Below are 17,401 nucleotides of genomic sequence, written 5' to 3'. Positions count from 1 at the left end.
TTTTGATGTTGCTATCGACAGATGAACGGTAGTCTGCGCCTTGTAACTTCTCCAAAATGACAAAGATTGGAGAGGTTTGGGTGGGTTTTGTGGTAGCTGCTTCAAACCCCGAATTTGTCGGGCAGGTAACAGCGTTGTTTGAAGTGATTGCAGCGACAGGCAGTATCAGTGTCACCAGTGAGCTGACTTTGGCAGAGTGTTTGGTCAAACCGTTCGAGAAACAGGATGTCGGGTCACAGATGCAATATGAGCAGCATATCAGCCCGTCTGAGGCGTTGCTGGTCATTCCGGTATCACGCCAAATCCTCAAAGATGCGGCGCAATTGCGGGCGTTTTTCAAGAACAAGTTGCCGGATACCATCCATCTGATTACCGCACTCACCAACGGCTGCACCTATTTTGTTACCAATGATGACCGGATCAAGTTTCCGCCACACATCACACCCATTATTATCAGCAAGCTAATGCTTTAAAAATAGCAGGTGGTGAAACTGCACCTCCGAAGGGAGATGCAGCGCATCACTATTTGTATTGCGTCACACGGTGACGTTTCCAGCATTTATGGTGATAACACGCCTTGATTTTGTCATCCCACGCATTAGCAAGACCTTTAGGGCAGCGCTTGGCGCGAGGTTTAACATCTTGATCAATGGCATCAAAATACAGTTTTGCTTCACTGTGTGTTTTGGGTTTTTTGAGATACCCCATAACCTTTTCTCCAGTTAGTTAAAGGCTATGAATCTCCTGCGTTTTTTAGACTTAATATGTTAATCATAAATATTCTCTTTGATTTTTGTCTTGAACTGGGATTTTTAGGATTAAAGGATTAGTGGGATGTAAGTGGGCATCTTGGAAATCTTTTAATCCTGAAAATCTTAGTTCGGACTAAAAGATTTTGTAATGAAAGAGGCTTAATCCCTTTTAAATCAGGGCGGTCTTCAGAAATACGTTCAAACGCATAAGCAACAAACGCCGCCAAGTCTTAATCCCTTTTAAATCAGGGCGGTCTTCAGAAGCTGATCATGAACACACAACCCGAAAACAAAACACGTCTTAATCCCTTTTAAATCAGGGCGGTCTTCAGAAATCAGGCGCACGCGGGAGCATTACGAGAAGGTAGTCTTAATCCCTTTTAAATCAGGGCGGTCTTCAGAACAAGCAGTGCAAGAATAAGGTGAAGGAAATAAGTCTTAATCCCTTTTAAATCAGGGCGGTCTTCAGAAGCGCCCTTCCCCGCTGCTGAAACACCCCCCTTCCGTCTTAATCCCTTTTAAATCAGGGCGGTCTTCAGAAGGGTTGTTCCCGGAAGGGCAGGGGGGCTCTAGTCTTAATCCCTTTTAAATCAGGGCGGTCTTCAGAAACCCCTCTTTTTACCGCAACAAGCTCAATCCGCCGTCTTAATCCCTTTTAAATCAGGGCGGTCTTCAGAATGGGATGAGAAAGCGTATAAACAAGAGTTATTTATGTCTTAATCCCTTTTAAATCAGGGCGGTCTTCAGAAACCGCAAAACTCGAACGAGCAGAGAAAGCCCTGTGTCTTAATCCCTTTTAAATCAGGGCGGTCTTCAGAATGCTTTCTTTCTTACGCCTGCTTTCTTTCTTCCTCGTCTTAATCCCTTTTAAATCAGGGCGGTCTTCAGAAACTGATGTGATCTGGGTTGACATCCCTGAATCCGAGTCTTAATCCCTTTTAAATCAGGGCGGTCTTCAGAAGATGCTATCGAGCTTAATAACGAAGACCGCACACGTCTTAATCCCTTTTAAATCAGGGCGGTCTTCAGAAAAGTTTCTATCCCGCATCTTGCAAGCCCCAATTGTCTTAATCCCTTTTAAATCAGGGCGGTCTTCAGAATCCCAGCAAGAAGGGCTTCTTCAGTCGCACCGTCTTAATCCCTTTTAAATCAGGGCGGTCTTCAGAATTCGGAGATGCGCGGGCTGCTGTATGCATCGTGTCTTAATCCCTTTTAAATCAGGGCGGTCTTCAGAACGAATTGGAACGCTGCTTAAAACGTTACAACAGTCTTAATCCCTTTTAAATCAGGGCGGTCTTCAGAAGGCTCGTGTCTAATCAGCCTTTTTAATCAATGGGTTACAGAGGCCCTTAGCAGGAAATTCACTGTATAAAAAGTTGCCTTGGGCGAAAATGCGACAAGATAAGTTTTTAAAGAAGCGATACGCTCAGGTTTTGCGTGTTAGTGTGCTGATTTTACAATGATTTTTTGAAAAATGAATAAATATTCAGCAGTTCTGTTGATATTGTTATCGCAAATTAAGCATACAAGTCACGGAAAAAGTTCCAACAGCATCCACTGCTTTCTGGCGGCAAGCTGGGAAGGCTTGTTCATTTTTAATTGAAGGACGGTTGTTCTGCCATTTTCCGTCAATCCAATGATTTCCGCAGTTTTTGTATTTACCATGAAATGTTCACTCCATTCATCATCGCGTGGATTAAACAAACGAACCTTATGTTGGGTTTCAGGGTCGACACCATTGATATGATATGACTTGTACAAGTTGCATGAGCGGCATGAAAGCGCCAAATTTGATCCATGACTGGAGCCATTCAGTGCTAACGGAATAATATGTTCCACTTCAAACGGGAAGTTGAATATCACTTCCGGCGCGTGGCAGTACTCACACCGATGTTTTGCTCTGGACGCAATAAGCCCATACTGGGGATTCATTTGTTCAACTCACCGCTAAGTCTGTTTGCCCGACTAGCTGATGCGACCAGCTCTTGCTCGACAAGCTGTTCCAGCTCATCCTGCTCCTGCTGCGGCAAGGCTTTTCCGGTCTCCCTCGCGGTACGCCAACGCTGCATCAATGCTTCAAGGCGCTGTTGTTGAGCTGCACTGAAAAACGTATCAGGACGAAAATTCTGCAAAACAATAATCGCAGCACTTTCATCAGATTTCAGTTGTTCGTTCATAGCATCCAACGCCGCACCCGCAGTCATACCACGCGCTCGCCGCTCTCCGGCAACTGCGTCGAAGTAAACATGACCATGCCCATCAGGTACTGGCATGATTGCAACTTTTGTCATCATCTCTGCTCCTGTTACTGCCTTGATGCTGTCATCATAGCACTACGCAATAGTTTGTACGAAAGTGAGCTTACGCAATCAAGGGGGGAGACTCGATTGATGGCAATATTTCGACAGACGAATCAACCCCTACGCAGCATGACGGGTAATTGCAGTGGAAGATTGCGCACTCCCACTTTCGCACTTTGCGCGGTGAGCAGTGGCAATAACCCGCTTTCAATAAACGCAGTAATCCGCTGCCATTCCTCGGCGGTAATGGGCGCAAAACCGTGCGCGAGAATCGAATGGTTGCGGATGCTCAATAAATCTTTCATACGCTCTTGATTCTCATCGCAAAATACCCGTATCGCCGCATCACAATGGCAAGCAGCCAATTCCCACGCATCGTGCAACGCTGCCTTGTAAACCCCTTGGCTATCCGGCGTTAATCGCAAGCTATCGGGGATTTTAAGCATAAATCAAGGGGGCAGACTCGATTAATTATTGTTTGGTGTTGAGCTATCACTATTGTTTATAAAATAAATATAGTCTGACTACTTTTATTTACGTTTTTAGACTTAATATATTGGTAATGAATAGTGTCTCTAATTGTTTTTAATGAGGTTTTCTGTATTGTTTTTGTCTTGAACTGGAATTTTTAGGATTAAAGGATTAGTAGGATTACTGCACGTGCTCTTATCATGGTAATCCTTTAATCCTAAAAATCATGGTTCAGACATAAAAGATGTCGGGTGTGATGAATCAGAAGTCTTAATCCATTTTAAATCAGGGCGGTCTTCAGAAAGAGGAATTTCCTGATGCAATCAAGCTGCTAAGGTCTTAATCCCTTTTAAATCAGGGCGGTCTTCAGAATAGACACCTAAGCAGGAATAAGCCTGTAGCGGTATAGTCTTAATCCCTTTTAAATCAGGGCGGTCTTCAGAAACTTGCCAGACTAATGACTGTAGTCTGTTCAAAAGTCTTAATCCCTTTTAAATCAGGGCGGTCTTCAGAACAAGATTATTTTAATTTTGTCGAGACAGTTATGTCTTAATCCCTTTTAAATCAGGGCGGTCTTCAGAAAAGGGACAAGTGGATTCATACTTGAAACATGAGTCTTAATCCCTTTTAAATCAGGGCGGTCTTCAGAACAACAATGTAGCGGGTACAGAGTATCTAGTCGTCTTAATCCCTTTTAAATCAGGGCGGTCTTCAGAAGTATTCTCTCCCCCTGCTAGGGAAATCGGCAGAAGTCTTAATCCCTTTTAAATCAGGGCGGTCTTCAGAATTATGGGTATTTTAGACAATCTGCGCAGCGAAATTGTCTTAATCCCTTTTAAATCAGGGCGGTCTTCAGAAGCCCTTGATTGGGCAATTCGCAACAGGGTTGCGGAGTCTTAATCCCTTTTAAATCAGGGCGGTCTTCAGAACAAGTATATGCGTGGCGCACCCAATTTGAGCTGTCTTAATCCCTTTTAAATCAGGGCGGTCTTCAGAATAATCTCGCAAAGCAAGCACACAACGGCAATCCGTCTTAATCCCTTTTAAATCAGGGCGGTCTTCAGAAAACCCGCGTATTGTATACCCGTGCATTGTTTACTGTCTTAATCCCTTTTAAATCAGGGCGGTCTTCAGAAATCAGTAAAAACCGAAGTGCGAAACCAATTCGTGAGTCTTAATCCCTTTTAAATCAGGGCGGTCTTCAGAACCAGCATGGGGCGCAATAAGGCGACTGAAAAGCGTCTTAATCCCTTTTAAATCAGGGCGGTCTTCAGAAGGCTCGTGTCGAATCAGCCTTTTGAATCAATGCGTTATAGAGACCCTTAGCAGAAAATTCACTGTATAAAAAGTTGTCTTGAGAAAAAACTGATCAAGTTAGGTTTTTAAGCAAGCAACACAGCCCTCTGTCTGTGTGAGTAGGTCAATATTACACCTCTTAACCCCCCTTTGCAAAAGGGAGGCAGGGGGGATTTTCATCCACCCAAGCGCGAAACGCCTTCATCGCCACCATGCGCCCCTCACGTTCCGCCAAGTTCAGCAACGCAGGGATTTTTTCCCGCACCGCCAACCCCGGAAAATGCGGGCTAAATTCAGCGGCATGATATTCACCCGCCCGCAATACCCAAATCACCAACTGTTTACCATCGTATATCCACAACTCCGGCACACCCAACGCCGCATACAACGCCCGATCTGTCGGCGAATAAATGTCGATTTCCACCGCCAAATCCGGTGGCGGGTCACTATCCAAACTAATCTGGCGCTTGCCACGCACCGCCGCCGCATGTTCAATATAAAAGCACTCATCCGGCTCAGCCGCTTTTTGCACACTTTGCTTGCGCATCGTAAACGAACCCAGTGACTCAAAATCAAGCTGTTGTTGTTCCAACAAATACTCAACGAATCGTCCAATATGGATTTTTGGAACTTCATGCCCTGCCGATGGTGCCATTAAATGTATACTCCGCTGATTGTAATGAACGCGCAGGCTGCTCCTGTCACCCAATTCATCCATGAAGCGCTCGAAATCCGCCCAAGACACGTCATTAATCACCACTTCCGCATTTTCCGGGAAGCGTAGCTGACTAAACTGAAACTGCATAACGCCTGCCTCTCAAATTGCCTTTTCCCCAGTATAGCAGTCGAGCGCATACCCGCCCATGCCCATCACCGCGCCTTTCCCCGCATGTACCCACTGCCCCAACCACAACCAAGGCCAGAAATCCTCCAACCCATCCAGCCCCAGCATAAAGCTACCCAGCAGCCCGCCCATTTGCACATGGTTCTGTTGCCGGTTGGAATAACGCGACCACTCATGCCAGTGCAAATCCGCATCCCCCAATGTCACCGCCGCCGCCTGCTGACTCAACGCCTTAAAATCACCCGGCAATTCCACTCCCGCATGATAAGCGTGCAATAAGGTAATCCGCCGCATCAAGGCATTGATAAACAACTGAAACGTAAACCGGCTGCTGCGTATTGGCGTACCCTCCTGCAACAAGCGCAACGGGGTCAACAAACGCACCTGCACCCCCTCCGGCATTGGCGGAATCAACGGCACAACCCCCGCTAATGCCTGCAAGCTTTCACCCGCCGCCTGAATCTGCACCCATTCGCCTGCCCCCGGTGCCACTTCCTGTGCTACTGCCACCAGCGCATAACGCCCATCGCCCTTACCGATCCCGCGTTCTCCCACCTGCTGCATCGCGTGCAGCAAATACGGCAAATGCCCAATCGCCGCGCCCAGCAAACTCAATTCCAGCGCGAACACCTCCCCCGGCGCATACTGCCGCCCCGACGTTGCCAACGGCTGCATAATATAAGGGTGGGGAGCCGCATTAATCTTTTCCAGCAATGGCCCCTGACCCGCAGGCGTTTCAAATACCTGACTGTAAACACAGGAACGCCACAACAAACATTGGCGGCAATCCGGCTCACGGGTAATACACACCGTGCGCCGCAAGGCATGACCAAACGCGCCACGCCAAGTCGAGCCAGCATAAGCAGGGAATTGAATCGGGGTCAGCGCCCGCAGCGTTAAACGGTAACGGGCAATCGGTAGGCTAAACTCGCGCATTATTTCTTCGGCTGTAAGTTGCCCATAATGCTTTCCTGCATTTTTTTCCAGGTTTCCATATTTTGCTCGCTGATTTTCATCCATGCATCCAGCGGCGTACCGGCGAGTACTTTGTGCATCTGTTCCTGCATTGCGGCTTGCTGACTGGTAAACAGCCCGACGCTTTGCTCCATGTACTCCATAAAGCCCTTGCGGGTCGCGTCACTGTAATTGCGGATAAATTGCGCCAGAATATCGGTGCTGAACAAGGGTTGTCCGCCTGATTCCTGTTCCATAATGATTTGCAGCAAGATACTGCGGGTAATATCGTCGCCGGACTGACGGTCGATGACTTTGAAAGGGGTTTCTGCCAAGACCAAATCGCGGACATCGCTCAAAGTGATATAACAACTCTGGTTGGTGTCGTACAAGCGGCGATTCGGGTATTTCTTAATAATGCGTTCTTCTGCCATAGGATCTTCGTCGGTGCTACTGTGATGAAACAAATAAAATCAAGTATGATTTTATAGGTTAACGTTTTGTTATGCACACAAAACAATAAGGCTATGCACAAAAGGTGTGAATGGAAGGGCAGAGGGTAAGGCGAGGGAAGGCATGTAATACGGTGGGTGGGGTCGTAGAGACGCAAAATTTTGCGTCTCTACAGAGGGGATTACACGACGGTATGCTTAGTGAATGAACTGACCGCCGTTAGCGGAGATGTTCGCACCCGTGATGAAGCCCGCTTTGTCGGATGCCAAGAAAGAAACGATTGCCGCCATTTCTTCTGGTGTACCCAAACGACCGACCGGGATTTGCGCAATGATTTTGTTACGCACGTCTTCCGCGATTGCCATAACCATTTCAGTCGCGATGTAACCCGGTGACAAGGTGTTGATGGTAACGCCTTTGCGTGCCACTTCTTGTGCCAGCGCCATGCTGAAACCGTGTACGCCTGCTTTCGCAGCGCTGTAGTTGGTTTGACCAAACTGACCTTTCTGACCATTGATGGAAGAAATGTTGATGACGCGACCAAAGCCACGGTCAGCCATTTCGTTCACGAACTGGTGAGTCACGTTGAACACGCTGTCAAGGTTGGTTTTCATGACCGCAGCCCAATGTGCTGGGGTGATTTTCTTGAAGGTTGCGTCACGGGTAATGCCCGCGCAGTTAACGATAATGTCAACTTGACCAAAATCCGCCGTGACAGAGGCTTTCAGTTTGGCGCAATCGTCATAGTTGCTCACGTCGCAAGGATAGATCGCCACTTCATAATCTTGTTTCGCTTGCCATGCTTTGGCTTGCTCTTCTGGCTCGAAATACGTGGTGACAACTTTGTAACCATCAGCAGCGAATTGCTTGCAAATCGCGTTACCAATACCGCCAGTACCGCCTGTTACCAGTGCAACTTTACTCATAATCTATACTCCTCAAATGTTTTAATTAAACCGCTTCAACCGCCATCGCAACACCCTGACCACCACCGATACACAGTGTCGCCAGACCTTTTTTCGCGCCAGTGCGCTTCATGCCGTGCAGCAGTGTTACCAGCACGCGTGCGCCGGAAGCACCAATCGGATGACCCAACGCAATCGCGCCGCCGCTGACGTTAACCTTGCTCAGGTCAAAGCCGAGGCTTTCGTTAACCGACATGGCTTGTGCTGCGAAGGCTTCGTTGGCTTCGATCAGGTCGAGATCAGCAACGCTCCAGCCTGCTTTTTCCAAGCACTTGGTGGTGGCAGGGATTGGGCCAGTGCCCATGATTGCCGGATCAACGCCCGCGCTAGAGAACGCCACGATGCGAGCCATTGGGGTTAAGCCCAGTTCAGCCGCTTTGGATGCAGTCATCACGATCACTGCCGCAGCACCGTCGTTAATGCCGGAAGCGTTGCCCGCTGTTACTGAACCGTCTTTCTTGAACGCAGGGCGCAGTTTGCCCAAAGAAGCAGCGGTTGTGCCAGCGCGTGGGAATTCGTCCGTGTTGAATACCAGTGGATCGCCTTTACGCTGTGGGATCACGACCGGAATGATTTCATCGTTGAAAACACCCGCTTTTTGCGCGGCTTCAGTTTTTTGCTGTGAACCGGCAGCGAATTCGTCTTGCGCTTCACGGCTGAAACCGTATTGCGCGGCGATGTTTTCCGCCGTCATGCCCATGTGGTAGTCGTTAGTCGCGCACCACAGGCCGTCTTTGATCATGGTGTCGACCATTTTCCAGTCGCCCATTTTCTGACCGTTGCGTGAGTTAGGTACGACGTGAGCGGAAGCACTCATGGTTTCCTGACCGCCCGCGATTACGATGTCAGCATCGCCGCAAGCCACTGCTTGATACGCCAAATGCACGGCTTTCAAACCGCTGCCGCAAACCTTGTTAATGGTCATCGCCGGAACTTCAACCGGCAAGCCAGCAGACAGCACCGCTTGACGCGCAGGGTTTTGACCGACACCCGCAGTCAGGACTTGACCTAAAATAACTTCATTAATCTGTTCAGGTTTCAAGCCAGAACGTTCCAGCAAGCCTTTGATGACGGTTGCGCCGAGTTCAGAAGCAGGGATGGCGGCGAGTGAACCACCAAAAGTACCAAGTGCAGTTCTGCCAGCGGCTACGATCACAATATCTTCGCGCATGAAACGTTCTCCAGGGTATAAAATGTCATAAATTCTGTGATATATCGTTAGGGTGTCAACAATAAGCTGACAAGTATGGCTTTGGCAAGTCGTAAAAGTACCACACTGTCAACATTGTTGCGATGCACAAAATAGCATGATAAGCTCACAAAAGGCAATATTTTTATACGTGGAGGAGGTACTGTCATGGCAGCTTGGTCGGATGATATGATGAAAAACTGGTCTGATGCGCAACAACGTTATTGGAATGCGTGGTCAGATCTCTCCAAAATGGGGCAGCCACAAGCGGTACCGGGTTTTGGTACCGCACCCGCTTGGACACAAGGGCTGGAGCAATGGTGGAAAGCCGTTAGCCCGCACACCGTTCCCGGCGCGTCTACCGATGCCTTCCAGCGTATGGTCGAAATGGGCAAGGTGTACATGAATCTTGCGGAAAATGCCTACAATGTACAACACGCTGACGGCAACGGATCCGACGCGATGGATGCGTGGATGAATGCGATGGAAGCCGGTTTCCGTCAGTGTTGCGGTCAACTCGAAATGGGCAAATTTACCGCCCACGGTTTCGGCGTTGGTCAAGCAGCGCTGGATAGCTGGCAGCGTGTGATGAATAGCATGGGAATGCAGGCATTCCAGCAAGTCGGCGCGGGCGGTTTCCACATGCCGACCTCGGAAAACTGGACGGAGCAATTCCGCAAAGTCTTGGCAACGCCTGCCGTGGGTTACAACCGCGAATCGCAAGAACGCTTGCAAGCGCTGGGGCAATTGGGTGCGAACTACCAAGAAGCGATGGATGATTACCTGAAAGCCTTTGCGAAACAGGGCATTGAGTCGGTGCAAGCCTTGCGTGAGCGTGTCGCTTCCATGCGAGCAGATGGCAAAAAAATCCATTCCTTGCGCGAACTCTACGATCTGTGGGTCGATGTTAACGAACAGGTCTACGCCAAGTTTGCCATGACTGATGAATATCAGGTGGTGTATGGCGATTTGGTGAATTCGCTGATGGCCCTCAAACAAAGCATCAACGCGGAACTGGACAGTACTTATGAAGCCGCGAATTTGCCAACCCGTAAAGAGTTAAATGCCGCATTTGCCAAGCAGCAAGAAATGCGCCGCGAAAACCGCACTTTGCGTAAACAACTACAAGAATTATCCCGCAAAGTGGATGTTTTAGCCGCCGCACAGAATACCGCTCCGCCTGCTGCACCTGTCGCACCGAAACCTAAAGCAGCCGCGAAACCGAAAACCCCTAGCGCCAGCACCAAGAAAGCCTAAGCTGCACTGGATATTCAAGGAGAACGAACATGCCGTTTCAAATGCGTCCAGACCAAATTCTGAACGAAGTCAAAACCTTCAATGAAAAGCTCGCGCAGGGTATGACCAATCTGATGGAAGTCGGTGAGATTTCCGCAGGTGTAACCCCGTTTGAAGTCGTTTACACCGAGGATAAGCTCAAGTTGTTGCATTATATCGGTGATAAAGAGCCGACGAATAAAGTGCCACTGCTGATTGTGTACGCGCTGGTGAATCGCCCTTACATGACCGATATTCAGGAAAACCGTTCGACCATCAAAGGCTTGCTGGATGCTGGGCAAGATGTGTATTTGATCGACTGGGGCTACCCGGATGCGTCTGATCGCTATTTGACGCTGGATGATTACCTCAACGGTTATTTGGATACGTGCATTGATGAGATTTGCGCTCGCCATCACGTCGAGGCGGTCAATCTGTTGGGGATTTGTCAGGGTGGCGCTTTCAGCTTGTGTTACAGCGCGATGCACCCCGATAAAGTTAAAAATCTGGTCACGATGGTGACGCCAGTGGATTACCACACGCCGGATAATATGCTGAGCCACTGGGTGCAAAACATCGACATTGACCAACTGGTCGACACCATCGGTAACATTCCCGGCGAAATGCTCAACTGGACATTCCTCAACCTCAAGCCTTACCAGCTCATAGGGCAGAAATACCTCGGCATGGTGGATGTGATGGGGGATAGCCAAACCTTGAAAAACTTCATGCGCATGGAAAAGTGGATTTTCGACAGTCCGGATCAGGCGGGCGAAACCTTCCGCCAATTCATCAAAGACTTCTTCCAGCAAAACAAGCTGCTGAAAGGCGAAGTGCAGATCGGTGATTACACCATCGACCTGAAAAATGTAACAGCGCCGATTCTGAATGTGTTTGCGGAACAAGATCACCTCGTGCCACCGGATGCGTCACGCGCCTTGAAAGGTGCAACGGGTTCGTCTGATTACACCGAGCTGTCTTTCAAGGGCGGTCACATCGGTATTTACGTCAGCGGCAAAGCGCAAAAAACCATCCCACCAGCGATTGGCGAGTGGTTGACTGCGCGTAGCTAAAAACACAAGCGGGGCAGGCTTAGGCTTGCCCCGCTGCTAATGCTTGCACGATCAGGTCGATAATGTGCCGCACCGGAATAATGTTTTCGGGGTTATGCAACAATAAGTCGCGGTTAATTTCCAACGTGAACGGGTGTTTGCCCTTGAATTGTTCGCAGGTGAAACGCCCCAGCGAGTTAATCCCCGAATACGGGTTGTTGCAGCGGATCACGTCACAAAAGTTGAAACCAACATCCAGTTCGTGGAAATGGTCTTCAATAATGCTCGACATCAGCTCCAGCGTTTTTTTATGCGCATAACAATTATGGTGTGGCTTGCCGTGCAGGTCGCCACCGTTGCCAAACATAAACAGCGGGCGCAAATTGCCCCGATCTTTGGAAACACTCGTGCCAATCCCCGGCATGGTGTGGCAAAACAGCACTTGTTTAATCGACGGATTCGCCAGCAATGCCAGCATTTGCTGCTGGTGTGGCATCACGTAGCGTTCGATGACCGCTTGCCGCACAGTTTCCGGCATTCCGCGTTCCGATTGGTAGATTTTTACGCCTTGGCTGGTATGCGTTTTCACCACGCCATCCGCACTGAAATCGTCGTAACGGCGGTTGGGGTCGGCGTGCGCACGCCAAAAGCGGAAGCGCAATACGTGCGGTTTGCTGGGCAAATCGAGGTAGAGCGCGTCAGAAAATTCATCGGCATCTTCGCGGCGATCGCCGGGCGTGAACTTGGGGTGCAAGTAAGGTTTGACCTCATCCGGGGTCAAGTGGCCACCATGCGGTAATTCCAATAAAACAGGACTTTCCCCTTCAATGTATTGGAAGGGGCTTTGGTCAATTTCCATGTGTGCTGCGTCAATTATAAGTGAATCCCCGGCAGCAGCCCGCGCTGCGCCAACGTGTCACGCAGGCTGACATGGGCATCCACGTCATTTTCGGTCACTTGTGCCAAATAAACCCGCGTCTTCTGATCATAACTAGGGTCGTAATACAAACCAACAGGCATGAGGATTTTTTTCTCGATTTCGGGGCGGAATGTTTCCAAAAACGCCAGCGGATTGCCTTGGTAGCAAAAATAGCCGGTTTCCAGATTGGGGCGTTGGAAATGCGTCAGGAAATGTTCACGGATGAAATGGAACGGGGTCGAACCGTTGAGGCGGAAATTGGGGTCGATGAAATACAGCTTGCCGTCGGCGGCTTTGATCACATCGAGCCCGCACACGCCAAACCAGCCCAAGTTTGCAGCATTGCGAGCAATTTCAACCGCGATGGCTTCGAGTTCGGGGGAGGGATGCCAGCAGAGGTCAATGAAATTGCCTTCGTAACGGGCGCTGGCGGAAATCCGTTGTTCCGAGCCGCCAATGAAACGGATGCTGCCGTCACGGTCAACGTGCAGGTTGAGGTTGTAATTGGCTAAATAGCCGCCGATGAAATGTTCGACCTTGACCCGATGCCCGCCAAAACGTTCTTGCGCGGCTTGCACATCCGCTTCAGTCTGGCAAATCGCGACGCCATCGCCACCGCCGGAGGGCGCTGCCAGCTTGATGACGAAGGGTAATTCCCAATGTTCCCGCCAAGTTTTGCCTGCAAAGGTGGCGGCGTCGTAGACCTCATAGGGGATGCAATGCGAGGAAATGTCTGCCATACGCCCTTTGTCGTTGAGTTGCACGATCAGTTCCGGGTTTTCCAGATAGTAACTGATGTTACGCAGCCCTAAGCACCTGTAGCTCATCAAAAGCGCCCCGAATTGCCTTGGCGTAGAGTTTTGCCCGTAAAGCAAAGTGGTTAAGATGCTTGCTGATGGTCAAACACTCCATTTTGAAGACAGCGACGATGGAGGCGAATAAGTGATTCGCTTGTGTTTTAGCGGTGTGTGCAGGGGATTTCGCAAATGCCGCATTGGATTTGAGCGATTTATGGAAGACCTCGACTTTCCACCGTTTTTGGTAGGTTGTCGTGATTTCGTCCCACTCTACCGCCAACTGGCTACAAACCAGATACAAAATGCCAGTGCTGCCGTCTTTGTTCGTAAAGATTTGCCGAGCGAGCTTGACGGGGAAGGTTAGCCCCTTCAAGTAGCCCGTGATGGCTTTTTGTTCTGTCCATGCCAATTGGTCGAGCCGTGTGTAACGGTTTTCCTTCCGATCTTTTTCGCTTAATGCGACTAATCGGTTACTTTTCAATGCCATAATGAAGTCCTTTTGCCGTTTCTCCTTGATGTGTTCCATATTCTCGGCGGAGGCGAACCAAATGTCGTTCAACACCCATGAAAATTTCAGTTGGTTTTGAATGCAGGTGTCAATCATGGAGCGCATTTGCTCATTTTTGGTGACATCGCTGCACCGTTTTTCTTGGCGGGTCTTGATGTCGCAGAAACGGAATGGCTTCCGTATCAGTTCAAATGCAACCGGAATGGATGCGCCGTTGCTGTGATACAGGCAGTTTAACAAGTTGATTCCCTTGATATTGCGTCCTTTACAGTGGTCGTAATGCCAACAAATCAGGTCGTTTTCGTCCATGTAGGGCTTTTCTTGCACCGTATCGTCGATGATCAGGATGCCATCGGCTGATTCGACCTCCCTGACGGTCTTTTTTACCTGTTTCCACAGGTCTTTCGAGGTGTATTCATCCCCCGAAAGAAAACGACTGATCGCATCGTGGCTAATTTCGCCGTCCAATAGTTGGGATAAACCCGTTGCTGTGGCGTAGCCAAAAGTCACGGTTAGGTAGTCGGTGTAGAGATCAAGACGTGTTTGGTTCATACCTGAAATATAGTGGATGGAAGCTGCGTCTGCGTAACATCAGATAGTAATGGTCGCTGGCAATCTGGTCGGCGGGGTAGGGGTGTGGCACGACCAGTTTGGCTTGCGGGTGGCTGCCGAGGTATTCCAGATAGCTATGCCCGCCTGCGTAACGCACCACTTCGCCCATTTGCTTGCCGAAATGTTCCTGGAAAAAACCGTGCCACCAGGGGTTTAAATCGCGGCTGAAATCCACTACGCCTTCTTTCACCAAGGTGGTGGCTTCGCCGCCGATGAGCAGGAAACGCGCTGTTTGACAGGTCAGGTATTGCACTGAACGGCGGTAGTAGTAATGGCATTCGCCCGGCAAATCATACGCGGCGTAGTAGGGGTAGCGCGGCATGTGGATGCCGTTACTGCCGGTGGCGTAAGCCTCGCTGACGGTGCAGCCTGTGTAGCGTTCGAGCATGGTGGTTTACTCCGAGGGCAGTGGTAAACCTATTAATCTAGCAGGTGATTGTTGCTGGCGTATGACAATATTGTGTGGTTTGATGGGGAAATGATGTCATACCTTCTGCTTTTTTTATCCGCACTGTTGGCGGCTACGCTGATTCCCGCGCAATCGGAAGCCTTGCTGGTGAGCTTGATGCTTCAGGGGGAATCGGTGTTGTGGGTGTTACTGGTGGTGGCGACGCTGGGCAATACGCTGGGGTCGGTGATTAACTGGTGGTTGGGGCGTTATCTGGAACACTTTCAGGATAAACGCTGGTTTCCGGTGAAGGCGGCAAGCTTGGCACGGGCGCAACAGTGGTTTCAGCGTTATGGGTGGGGGGTGCTGTTGTTGAGTTGGTTGCCTATCATCGGTGATCCGTTGACGGTGGTGGCGGGGGTGATGCGGATGCCGTTGTTGCCGTTTGTGCTGGTGGTAGCAGTGGCGAAAGGTGGGCGGTATGGGGTGTTGGCTTGGGTGGTGATGGGGTAGTCCTCGCTTGACAGGGGGCAGACTTGAATATACCATGGGTATATATATACTTTAGGTATGCCGCCATGAACCAAGAAAACAAGTCGAAGCAAATACACATAAAGCTGGATGCAAATTTGCACCAAGCGTTGAAGCTAGAAGCAGCTTTATGTAATCAGACAATTCAAGAGTTGGTTGTTGAAATAATTCAGCAACGAATTTCCAGAGGTGAGTTCTCTGGTTTTCTAAGTGATAGCGAATGATATTATGAAAGAAGTCGAATTCACTAATTCAATACTGTGTGGCGATTCTCTGAATACCTTGAAAAATATACCATCAGCGGCAGTTGATTGCATTGTGACCAGTCCACCCTATTATGGGCAACGTGATTATGCCATGGACGGTCAGCTAGGCGGTGAAGATACGCCAAAAGAGTATGTAAAAAAACTAGCTGATTTATTTGATGAGTGCAAGAGAGTATTAAAAGAGTCAGGAACGCTTTGGTTGAATCTTGGGGATAAGTACCTTGATGGAAACCTACTTGGAATGCCATGGAGAGTTGCTTTGGCGTTACAGGATAGAGGCTGGATATTAAGAAATGATATTATTTGGCACAAACCAAATGCCATGCCGCATTCCGCAAAAAATAGACTAACGACAGATCACGAGTATATTTTCTTTTTTACAAAGAAGGGCGCTAACTATTTTTATGATCAGGATGCAATTCGGGAAGAACACGTTACTTTTTCTGAGAAAAGCAAGATGAAGGGTGGCAAGAATCATTTTGGAAAAAACGGCGGAACGCCTGAAAAAGGAAAAAATGGTGGGAATTCAAACTTGCATGATGGCAGATGGGATCAGGCGTTCCACCCCAATGGGCGCAACAAAAGAACTGTGTGGAATATTCCTCTTTCAAAGTTCCGTGATGCTCACTTTGCAGTTTTCCCTGAAAAGCTTATCGAACCTTGTATTTTGGCAGGCTGTCCCACAGGTGGAATTGTATTAGACCCATTTTTTGGCTCAGGCACAACTGGGGTTGTTGCAAGTAAGTTGAGCAGAAAATACATCGGACTTGAGTTAAATCCTGAGTATGTGGAAATAGCAAAAAAACGCCTGTCTAATCTTCAGATTGATTTATTGAATGCTGGAGAACACCATAACGAGTTCTTGCAGCTTCAACTCTAGCAAAGGGTTTATTTTTTCAACTTGATTTGGATTAACTGGAATATAGATGTAATTATCGCAGGACAGCCCATCAAGATTTCCACTCCACGACTCTGCGATCACAATAGGAATGCAATTGAGTCCATTTTTGTGTGCAACAGAAATGGACTTGTGAATATCTCGTGTAAACAGGTGTGCATGACCGCCGCCCATTGTTTCTCTCGTTTTTACGGGCATTAATATTTTTCCGTTTTTCCCAATGATTTCTATATCATATGTTTCATCGTTCAGTATGACTTCTTGATTGGTAACTTGAAGCTTTAAATTTTGAGATTTGAAGAGTTTAGCAAGTTGATCGCGAACGATGGCTTCAAATAGACCACCTTTAAGAGCACGTCTGCTGCCTTCTAATCGCTGTAGCATGACTTCTGCTATAGCGTGCCATTCCCACTGTTCTTTTTCAGGCATTAGTGGTGCTACAAACTGCATGATTTTATTTATGATAAAGATTCTCTTTTGAGTCGTACTTCCCTCTTTAAGAGAAGAAACTATAGGCTGCAAACGTTGTTGCGGAGCATCACGTAATAACCAAGTAATAAAAAACCATTTTGATTTACTTTGATCATATGGTCTAGCAATACCGTCGTAAAGACAGTTTTTGAATTCATTTGAGAAGTAATCATTTAAAACTTCATTCATTTTTATTTCATTTGATTCAGAAACGAAAGCCAGAACATTCTCGTATTTATGACGCTTTACGAACGCCACAAATTCATCAAAAAATGGCTTGTTTTTATTGACGACTAGTATCAATTCTTTCAGCCGCAGATTTTCTACTACTAATTCAGTCAAGTTACTCTCCTGTGGTTATTTTGCCTGAAATTCTAACATGAGCTGGAAAAATTTATTCATAAATAAAGCGCACGTCCATGGTAAAATCATCGGGCAATATCTTGCCGAAATGGTACAA

At 48.3% G+C, this 17,401-nt stretch carries 20 protein-coding genes and 2 CRISPR repeat arrays; of the genes, 6 read left to right on the top strand and 14 right to left on the bottom strand.

All coding sequences use genetic code 11. From position 1 onward, the window contains the following. The first annotated feature begins 56 nt into the window (after window positions 1-56). On the top strand, window positions 57-473 hold the full coding sequence (locus tag HMY34_RS06170; RefSeq protein WP_202718406.1) for a type II toxin-antitoxin system VapC family toxin: 417 nt from the start codon (window positions 57-59) through the stop codon (window positions 471-473). 49 nt (window positions 474-522) lie between these two features. Here HMY34_RS06170 and HMY34_RS06165 read toward each other — a convergent pair whose 3' ends face one another. The 9 genes from HMY34_RS06165 to HMY34_RS06125 form a co-directional block, all read right to left on the bottom strand. Then, on the bottom strand, window positions 523-708 hold the full coding sequence (locus tag HMY34_RS06165) for a hypothetical protein (RefSeq protein WP_202718405.1): 186 nt from the start codon (window positions 706-708) through the stop codon (window positions 523-525). A gap of 200 nt (window positions 709-908) precedes the next feature. Beyond that, window positions 909-2,055: direct repeats of the CRISPR family, unit length 36 nt; unit sequence GTCTTAATCCCTTTTAAATCAGGGCGGTCTTCAGAA. Between the two features lie 227 nt (window positions 2,056-2,282). Further along, window positions 2,283-2,684, bottom strand: coding sequence for an HNH endonuclease (locus HMY34_RS06160; protein WP_202718404.1), 402 nt, complete (start codon window positions 2,682-2,684; stop codon window positions 2,283-2,285). Continuing rightward, window positions 2,681-3,046 carry a hypothetical protein gene (locus HMY34_RS06155; protein ID WP_202718403.1) on the bottom strand — a complete coding sequence of 122 codons (366 nt, stop codon included), beginning with the start codon at window positions 3,044-3,046 and terminating at the stop codon, window positions 2,681-2,683. The genes HMY34_RS06160 and HMY34_RS06155 overlap by 4 nt, the downstream gene beginning before the upstream one ends. A gap of 119 nt (window positions 3,047-3,165) precedes the next feature. Beyond that, window positions 3,166-3,498, bottom strand: a complete 333-nt coding sequence (locus HMY34_RS06150; protein ID WP_202718402.1) for a hypothetical protein — start codon at window positions 3,496-3,498, stop codon at window positions 3,166-3,168. A gap of 292 nt (window positions 3,499-3,790) precedes the next feature. Beyond that, window positions 3,791-4,799: direct repeats of the CRISPR family, unit length 36 nt; unit sequence GTCTTAATCCCTTTTAAATCAGGGCGGTCTTCAGAA. Between the two features lie 159 nt (window positions 4,800-4,958). Beyond that, the gene (locus tag HMY34_RS06145) at window positions 4,959-5,624 is read right to left on the bottom strand and encodes a Uma2 family endonuclease (RefSeq protein WP_202718401.1); all 666 of its coding nucleotides are present in this window, start codon (window positions 5,622-5,624) and stop codon (window positions 4,959-4,961) included. A 12-nt stretch (window positions 5,625-5,636) separates the two neighbouring features. Further along, window positions 5,637-6,599 (bottom strand): CRISPR system precrRNA processing endoribonuclease RAMP protein Cas6, encoded by a 963-nt coding sequence (cas6, locus tag HMY34_RS06140; protein ID WP_202718400.1) that lies wholly within the window; start codon window positions 6,597-6,599, stop codon window positions 5,637-5,639. Next, window positions 6,599-7,051, bottom strand: coding sequence for a polyhydroxyalkanoate synthesis repressor PhaR (phaR, locus tag HMY34_RS06135; RefSeq protein ID WP_093064636.1), 453 nt, complete (start codon window positions 7,049-7,051; stop codon window positions 6,599-6,601). The genes cas6 and phaR overlap by 1 nt, the downstream gene beginning before the upstream one ends. A gap of 216 nt (window positions 7,052-7,267) precedes the next feature. Then, window positions 7,268-7,996: an acetoacetyl-CoA reductase gene (phbB, locus tag HMY34_RS06130; RefSeq protein ID WP_202718399.1), complete on the bottom strand. Its 729-nt coding sequence runs from the start codon at window positions 7,994-7,996 to the stop codon at window positions 7,268-7,270. A gap of 25 nt (window positions 7,997-8,021) precedes the next feature. Then, entirely contained in the window at window positions 8,022-9,206 is a 1,185-nt protein-coding gene (locus tag HMY34_RS06125; protein ID WP_202718398.1) for an acetyl-CoA C-acetyltransferase, read from the bottom strand. Between the two features lie 186 nt (window positions 9,207-9,392). Between HMY34_RS06125 and phaE the strand changes: the two genes are divergently transcribed. Together phaE and HMY34_RS06115 are read left to right on the top strand one after the other, a co-directional pair. After that, on the top strand, window positions 9,393-10,481 hold the full coding sequence (gene phaE, locus HMY34_RS06120) for a class III poly(R)-hydroxyalkanoic acid synthase subunit PhaE (RefSeq protein WP_202718397.1): 1,089 nt from the start codon (window positions 9,393-9,395) through the stop codon (window positions 10,479-10,481). 29 nt (window positions 10,482-10,510) lie between these two features. Beyond that, window positions 10,511-11,572, top strand: coding sequence for a class III poly(R)-hydroxyalkanoic acid synthase subunit PhaC (locus HMY34_RS06115; protein ID WP_202718396.1), 1,062 nt, complete (start codon window positions 10,511-10,513; stop codon window positions 11,570-11,572). A 19-nt stretch (window positions 11,573-11,591) separates the two neighbouring features. Here HMY34_RS06115 and HMY34_RS06110 read toward each other — a convergent pair whose 3' ends face one another. Genes HMY34_RS06110 through HMY34_RS06095 form a run of 4 tightly spaced genes read right to left on the bottom strand, consistent with a single transcriptional unit; the run spans window position 11,592 to window position 14,775 of the window. After that, complete coding sequence (locus tag HMY34_RS06110) at window positions 11,592-12,410, bottom strand: N-formylglutamate amidohydrolase (protein ID WP_202718395.1); 819 nt, start codon at window positions 12,408-12,410, stop codon at window positions 11,592-11,594. Window positions 12,411-12,424: 14 nt separating this feature from the next. After that, a complete protein-coding gene (locus HMY34_RS06105; RefSeq protein ID WP_202718394.1) occupies window positions 12,425-13,297 on the bottom strand; it encodes an ATP-grasp domain-containing protein in 873 nt (290 codons plus the stop codon). After that, window positions 13,269-14,327 carry an IS701 family transposase gene (locus tag HMY34_RS06100; protein ID WP_202715909.1) on the bottom strand — a complete coding sequence of 353 codons (1,059 nt, stop codon included), beginning with the start codon at window positions 14,325-14,327 and terminating at the stop codon, window positions 13,269-13,271. Before HMY34_RS06100 ends, HMY34_RS06105 begins: the two co-directional genes overlap by 29 nt. Beyond that, the gene (locus HMY34_RS06095) at window positions 14,308-14,775 is read right to left on the bottom strand and encodes a hypothetical protein (RefSeq protein WP_202718393.1); all 468 of its coding nucleotides are present in this window, start codon (window positions 14,773-14,775) and stop codon (window positions 14,308-14,310) included. The genes HMY34_RS06100 and HMY34_RS06095 overlap by 20 nt, the downstream gene beginning before the upstream one ends. Before the next feature lie 93 nt (window positions 14,776-14,868). Between HMY34_RS06095 and HMY34_RS06090 the strand changes: the two genes are divergently transcribed. From HMY34_RS06090 to HMY34_RS06080, 3 genes are all read left to right on the top strand, one after another. Further along, the gene (locus HMY34_RS06090; protein WP_228287991.1) at window positions 14,869-15,288 is read left to right on the top strand and encodes a YqaA family protein; all 420 of its coding nucleotides are present in this window, start codon (window positions 14,869-14,871) and stop codon (window positions 15,286-15,288) included. 65 nt (window positions 15,289-15,353) lie between these two features. Next, window positions 15,354-15,530 (top strand): hypothetical protein, encoded by a 177-nt coding sequence (locus HMY34_RS06085; protein WP_202718391.1) that lies wholly within the window; start codon window positions 15,354-15,356, stop codon window positions 15,528-15,530. Window positions 15,531-15,534: 4 nt separating this feature from the next. After that, window positions 15,535-16,452: a DNA-methyltransferase gene (locus HMY34_RS06080; RefSeq protein WP_202718390.1), complete on the top strand. Its 918-nt coding sequence runs from the start codon at window positions 15,535-15,537 to the stop codon at window positions 16,450-16,452. Here the strand turns inward: HMY34_RS06080 and HMY34_RS06075 are convergent. Continuing rightward, window positions 16,402-17,283, bottom strand: coding sequence for a hypothetical protein (locus HMY34_RS06075; RefSeq protein WP_202718389.1), 882 nt, complete (start codon window positions 17,281-17,283; stop codon window positions 16,402-16,404). The two genes, HMY34_RS06080 and HMY34_RS06075, sit on opposite strands and share 51 nt — an antisense overlap. Between the last annotated feature and the right edge of the window lie 118 nt (window positions 17,284-17,401).

The organism is Thiothrix subterranea (assembly GCF_016772315.1).
GTDB lineage: Bacteria > Pseudomonadota > Gammaproteobacteria > Thiotrichales > Thiotrichaceae > Thiothrix > Thiothrix subterranea.
This window is presented reverse-complemented; position numbering and strand designations above follow the sequence as displayed.

Coding starts and splice junctions, on each gene's coding strand:
- HMY34_RS06170 (WP_202718406.1), top strand. CDS start 57: ATGACAAAGATTGGAGAGGTTTGGGTGGGTTTTGTGGTAGCTGCTTCA.
- HMY34_RS06165 (WP_202718405.1), bottom strand. CDS start 708: ATGGGGTATCTCAAAAAACCCAAAACACACAGTGAAGCAAAACTGTAT.
- HMY34_RS06160 (WP_202718404.1), bottom strand. CDS start 2,684: ATGAATCCCCAGTATGGGCTTATTGCGTCCAGAGCAAAACATCGGTGT.
- HMY34_RS06155 (WP_202718403.1), bottom strand. CDS start 3,046: ATGATGACAAAAGTTGCAATCATGCCAGTACCTGATGGGCATGGTCAT.
- HMY34_RS06150 (WP_202718402.1), bottom strand. CDS start 3,498: ATGCTTAAAATCCCCGATAGCTTGCGATTAACGCCGGATAGCCAAGGG.
- HMY34_RS06145 (WP_202718401.1), bottom strand. CDS start 5,624: ATGCAGTTTCAGTTTAGTCAGCTACGCTTCCCGGAAAATGCGGAAGTG.
- cas6 (WP_202718400.1), bottom strand. CDS start 6,599: ATGCGCGAGTTTAGCCTACCGATTGCCCGTTACCGTTTAACGCTGCGG.
- phaR (WP_093064636.1), bottom strand. CDS start 7,051: ATGGCAGAAGAACGCATTATTAAGAAATACCCGAATCGCCGCTTGTAC.
- phbB (WP_202718399.1), bottom strand. CDS start 7,996: ATGAGTAAAGTTGCACTGGTAACAGGCGGTACTGGCGGTATTGGTAAC.
- HMY34_RS06125 (WP_202718398.1), bottom strand. CDS start 9,206: ATGCGCGAAGATATTGTGATCGTAGCCGCTGGCAGAACTGCACTTGGT.
- phaE (WP_202718397.1), top strand. CDS start 9,393: ATGGCAGCTTGGTCGGATGATATGATGAAAAACTGGTCTGATGCGCAA.
- HMY34_RS06115 (WP_202718396.1), top strand. CDS start 10,511: ATGCCGTTTCAAATGCGTCCAGACCAAATTCTGAACGAAGTCAAAACC.
- HMY34_RS06110 (WP_202718395.1), bottom strand. CDS start 12,410: ATGGAAATTGACCAAAGCCCCTTCCAATACATTGAAGGGGAAAGTCCT.
- HMY34_RS06105 (WP_202718394.1), bottom strand. CDS start 13,297: ATGAGCTACAGGTGCTTAGGGCTGCGTAACATCAGTTACTATCTGGAA.
- HMY34_RS06100 (WP_202715909.1), bottom strand. CDS start 14,327: ATGAACCAAACACGTCTTGATCTCTACACCGACTACCTAACCGTGACT.
- HMY34_RS06095 (WP_202718393.1), bottom strand. CDS start 14,775: ATGCTCGAACGCTACACAGGCTGCACCGTCAGCGAGGCTTACGCCACC.
- HMY34_RS06090 (WP_228287991.1), top strand. CDS start 14,869: ATGTCATACCTTCTGCTTTTTTTATCCGCACTGTTGGCGGCTACGCTG.
- HMY34_RS06085 (WP_202718391.1), top strand. CDS start 15,354: ATGAACCAAGAAAACAAGTCGAAGCAAATACACATAAAGCTGGATGCA.
- HMY34_RS06080 (WP_202718390.1), top strand. CDS start 15,535: ATGAAAGAAGTCGAATTCACTAATTCAATACTGTGTGGCGATTCTCTG.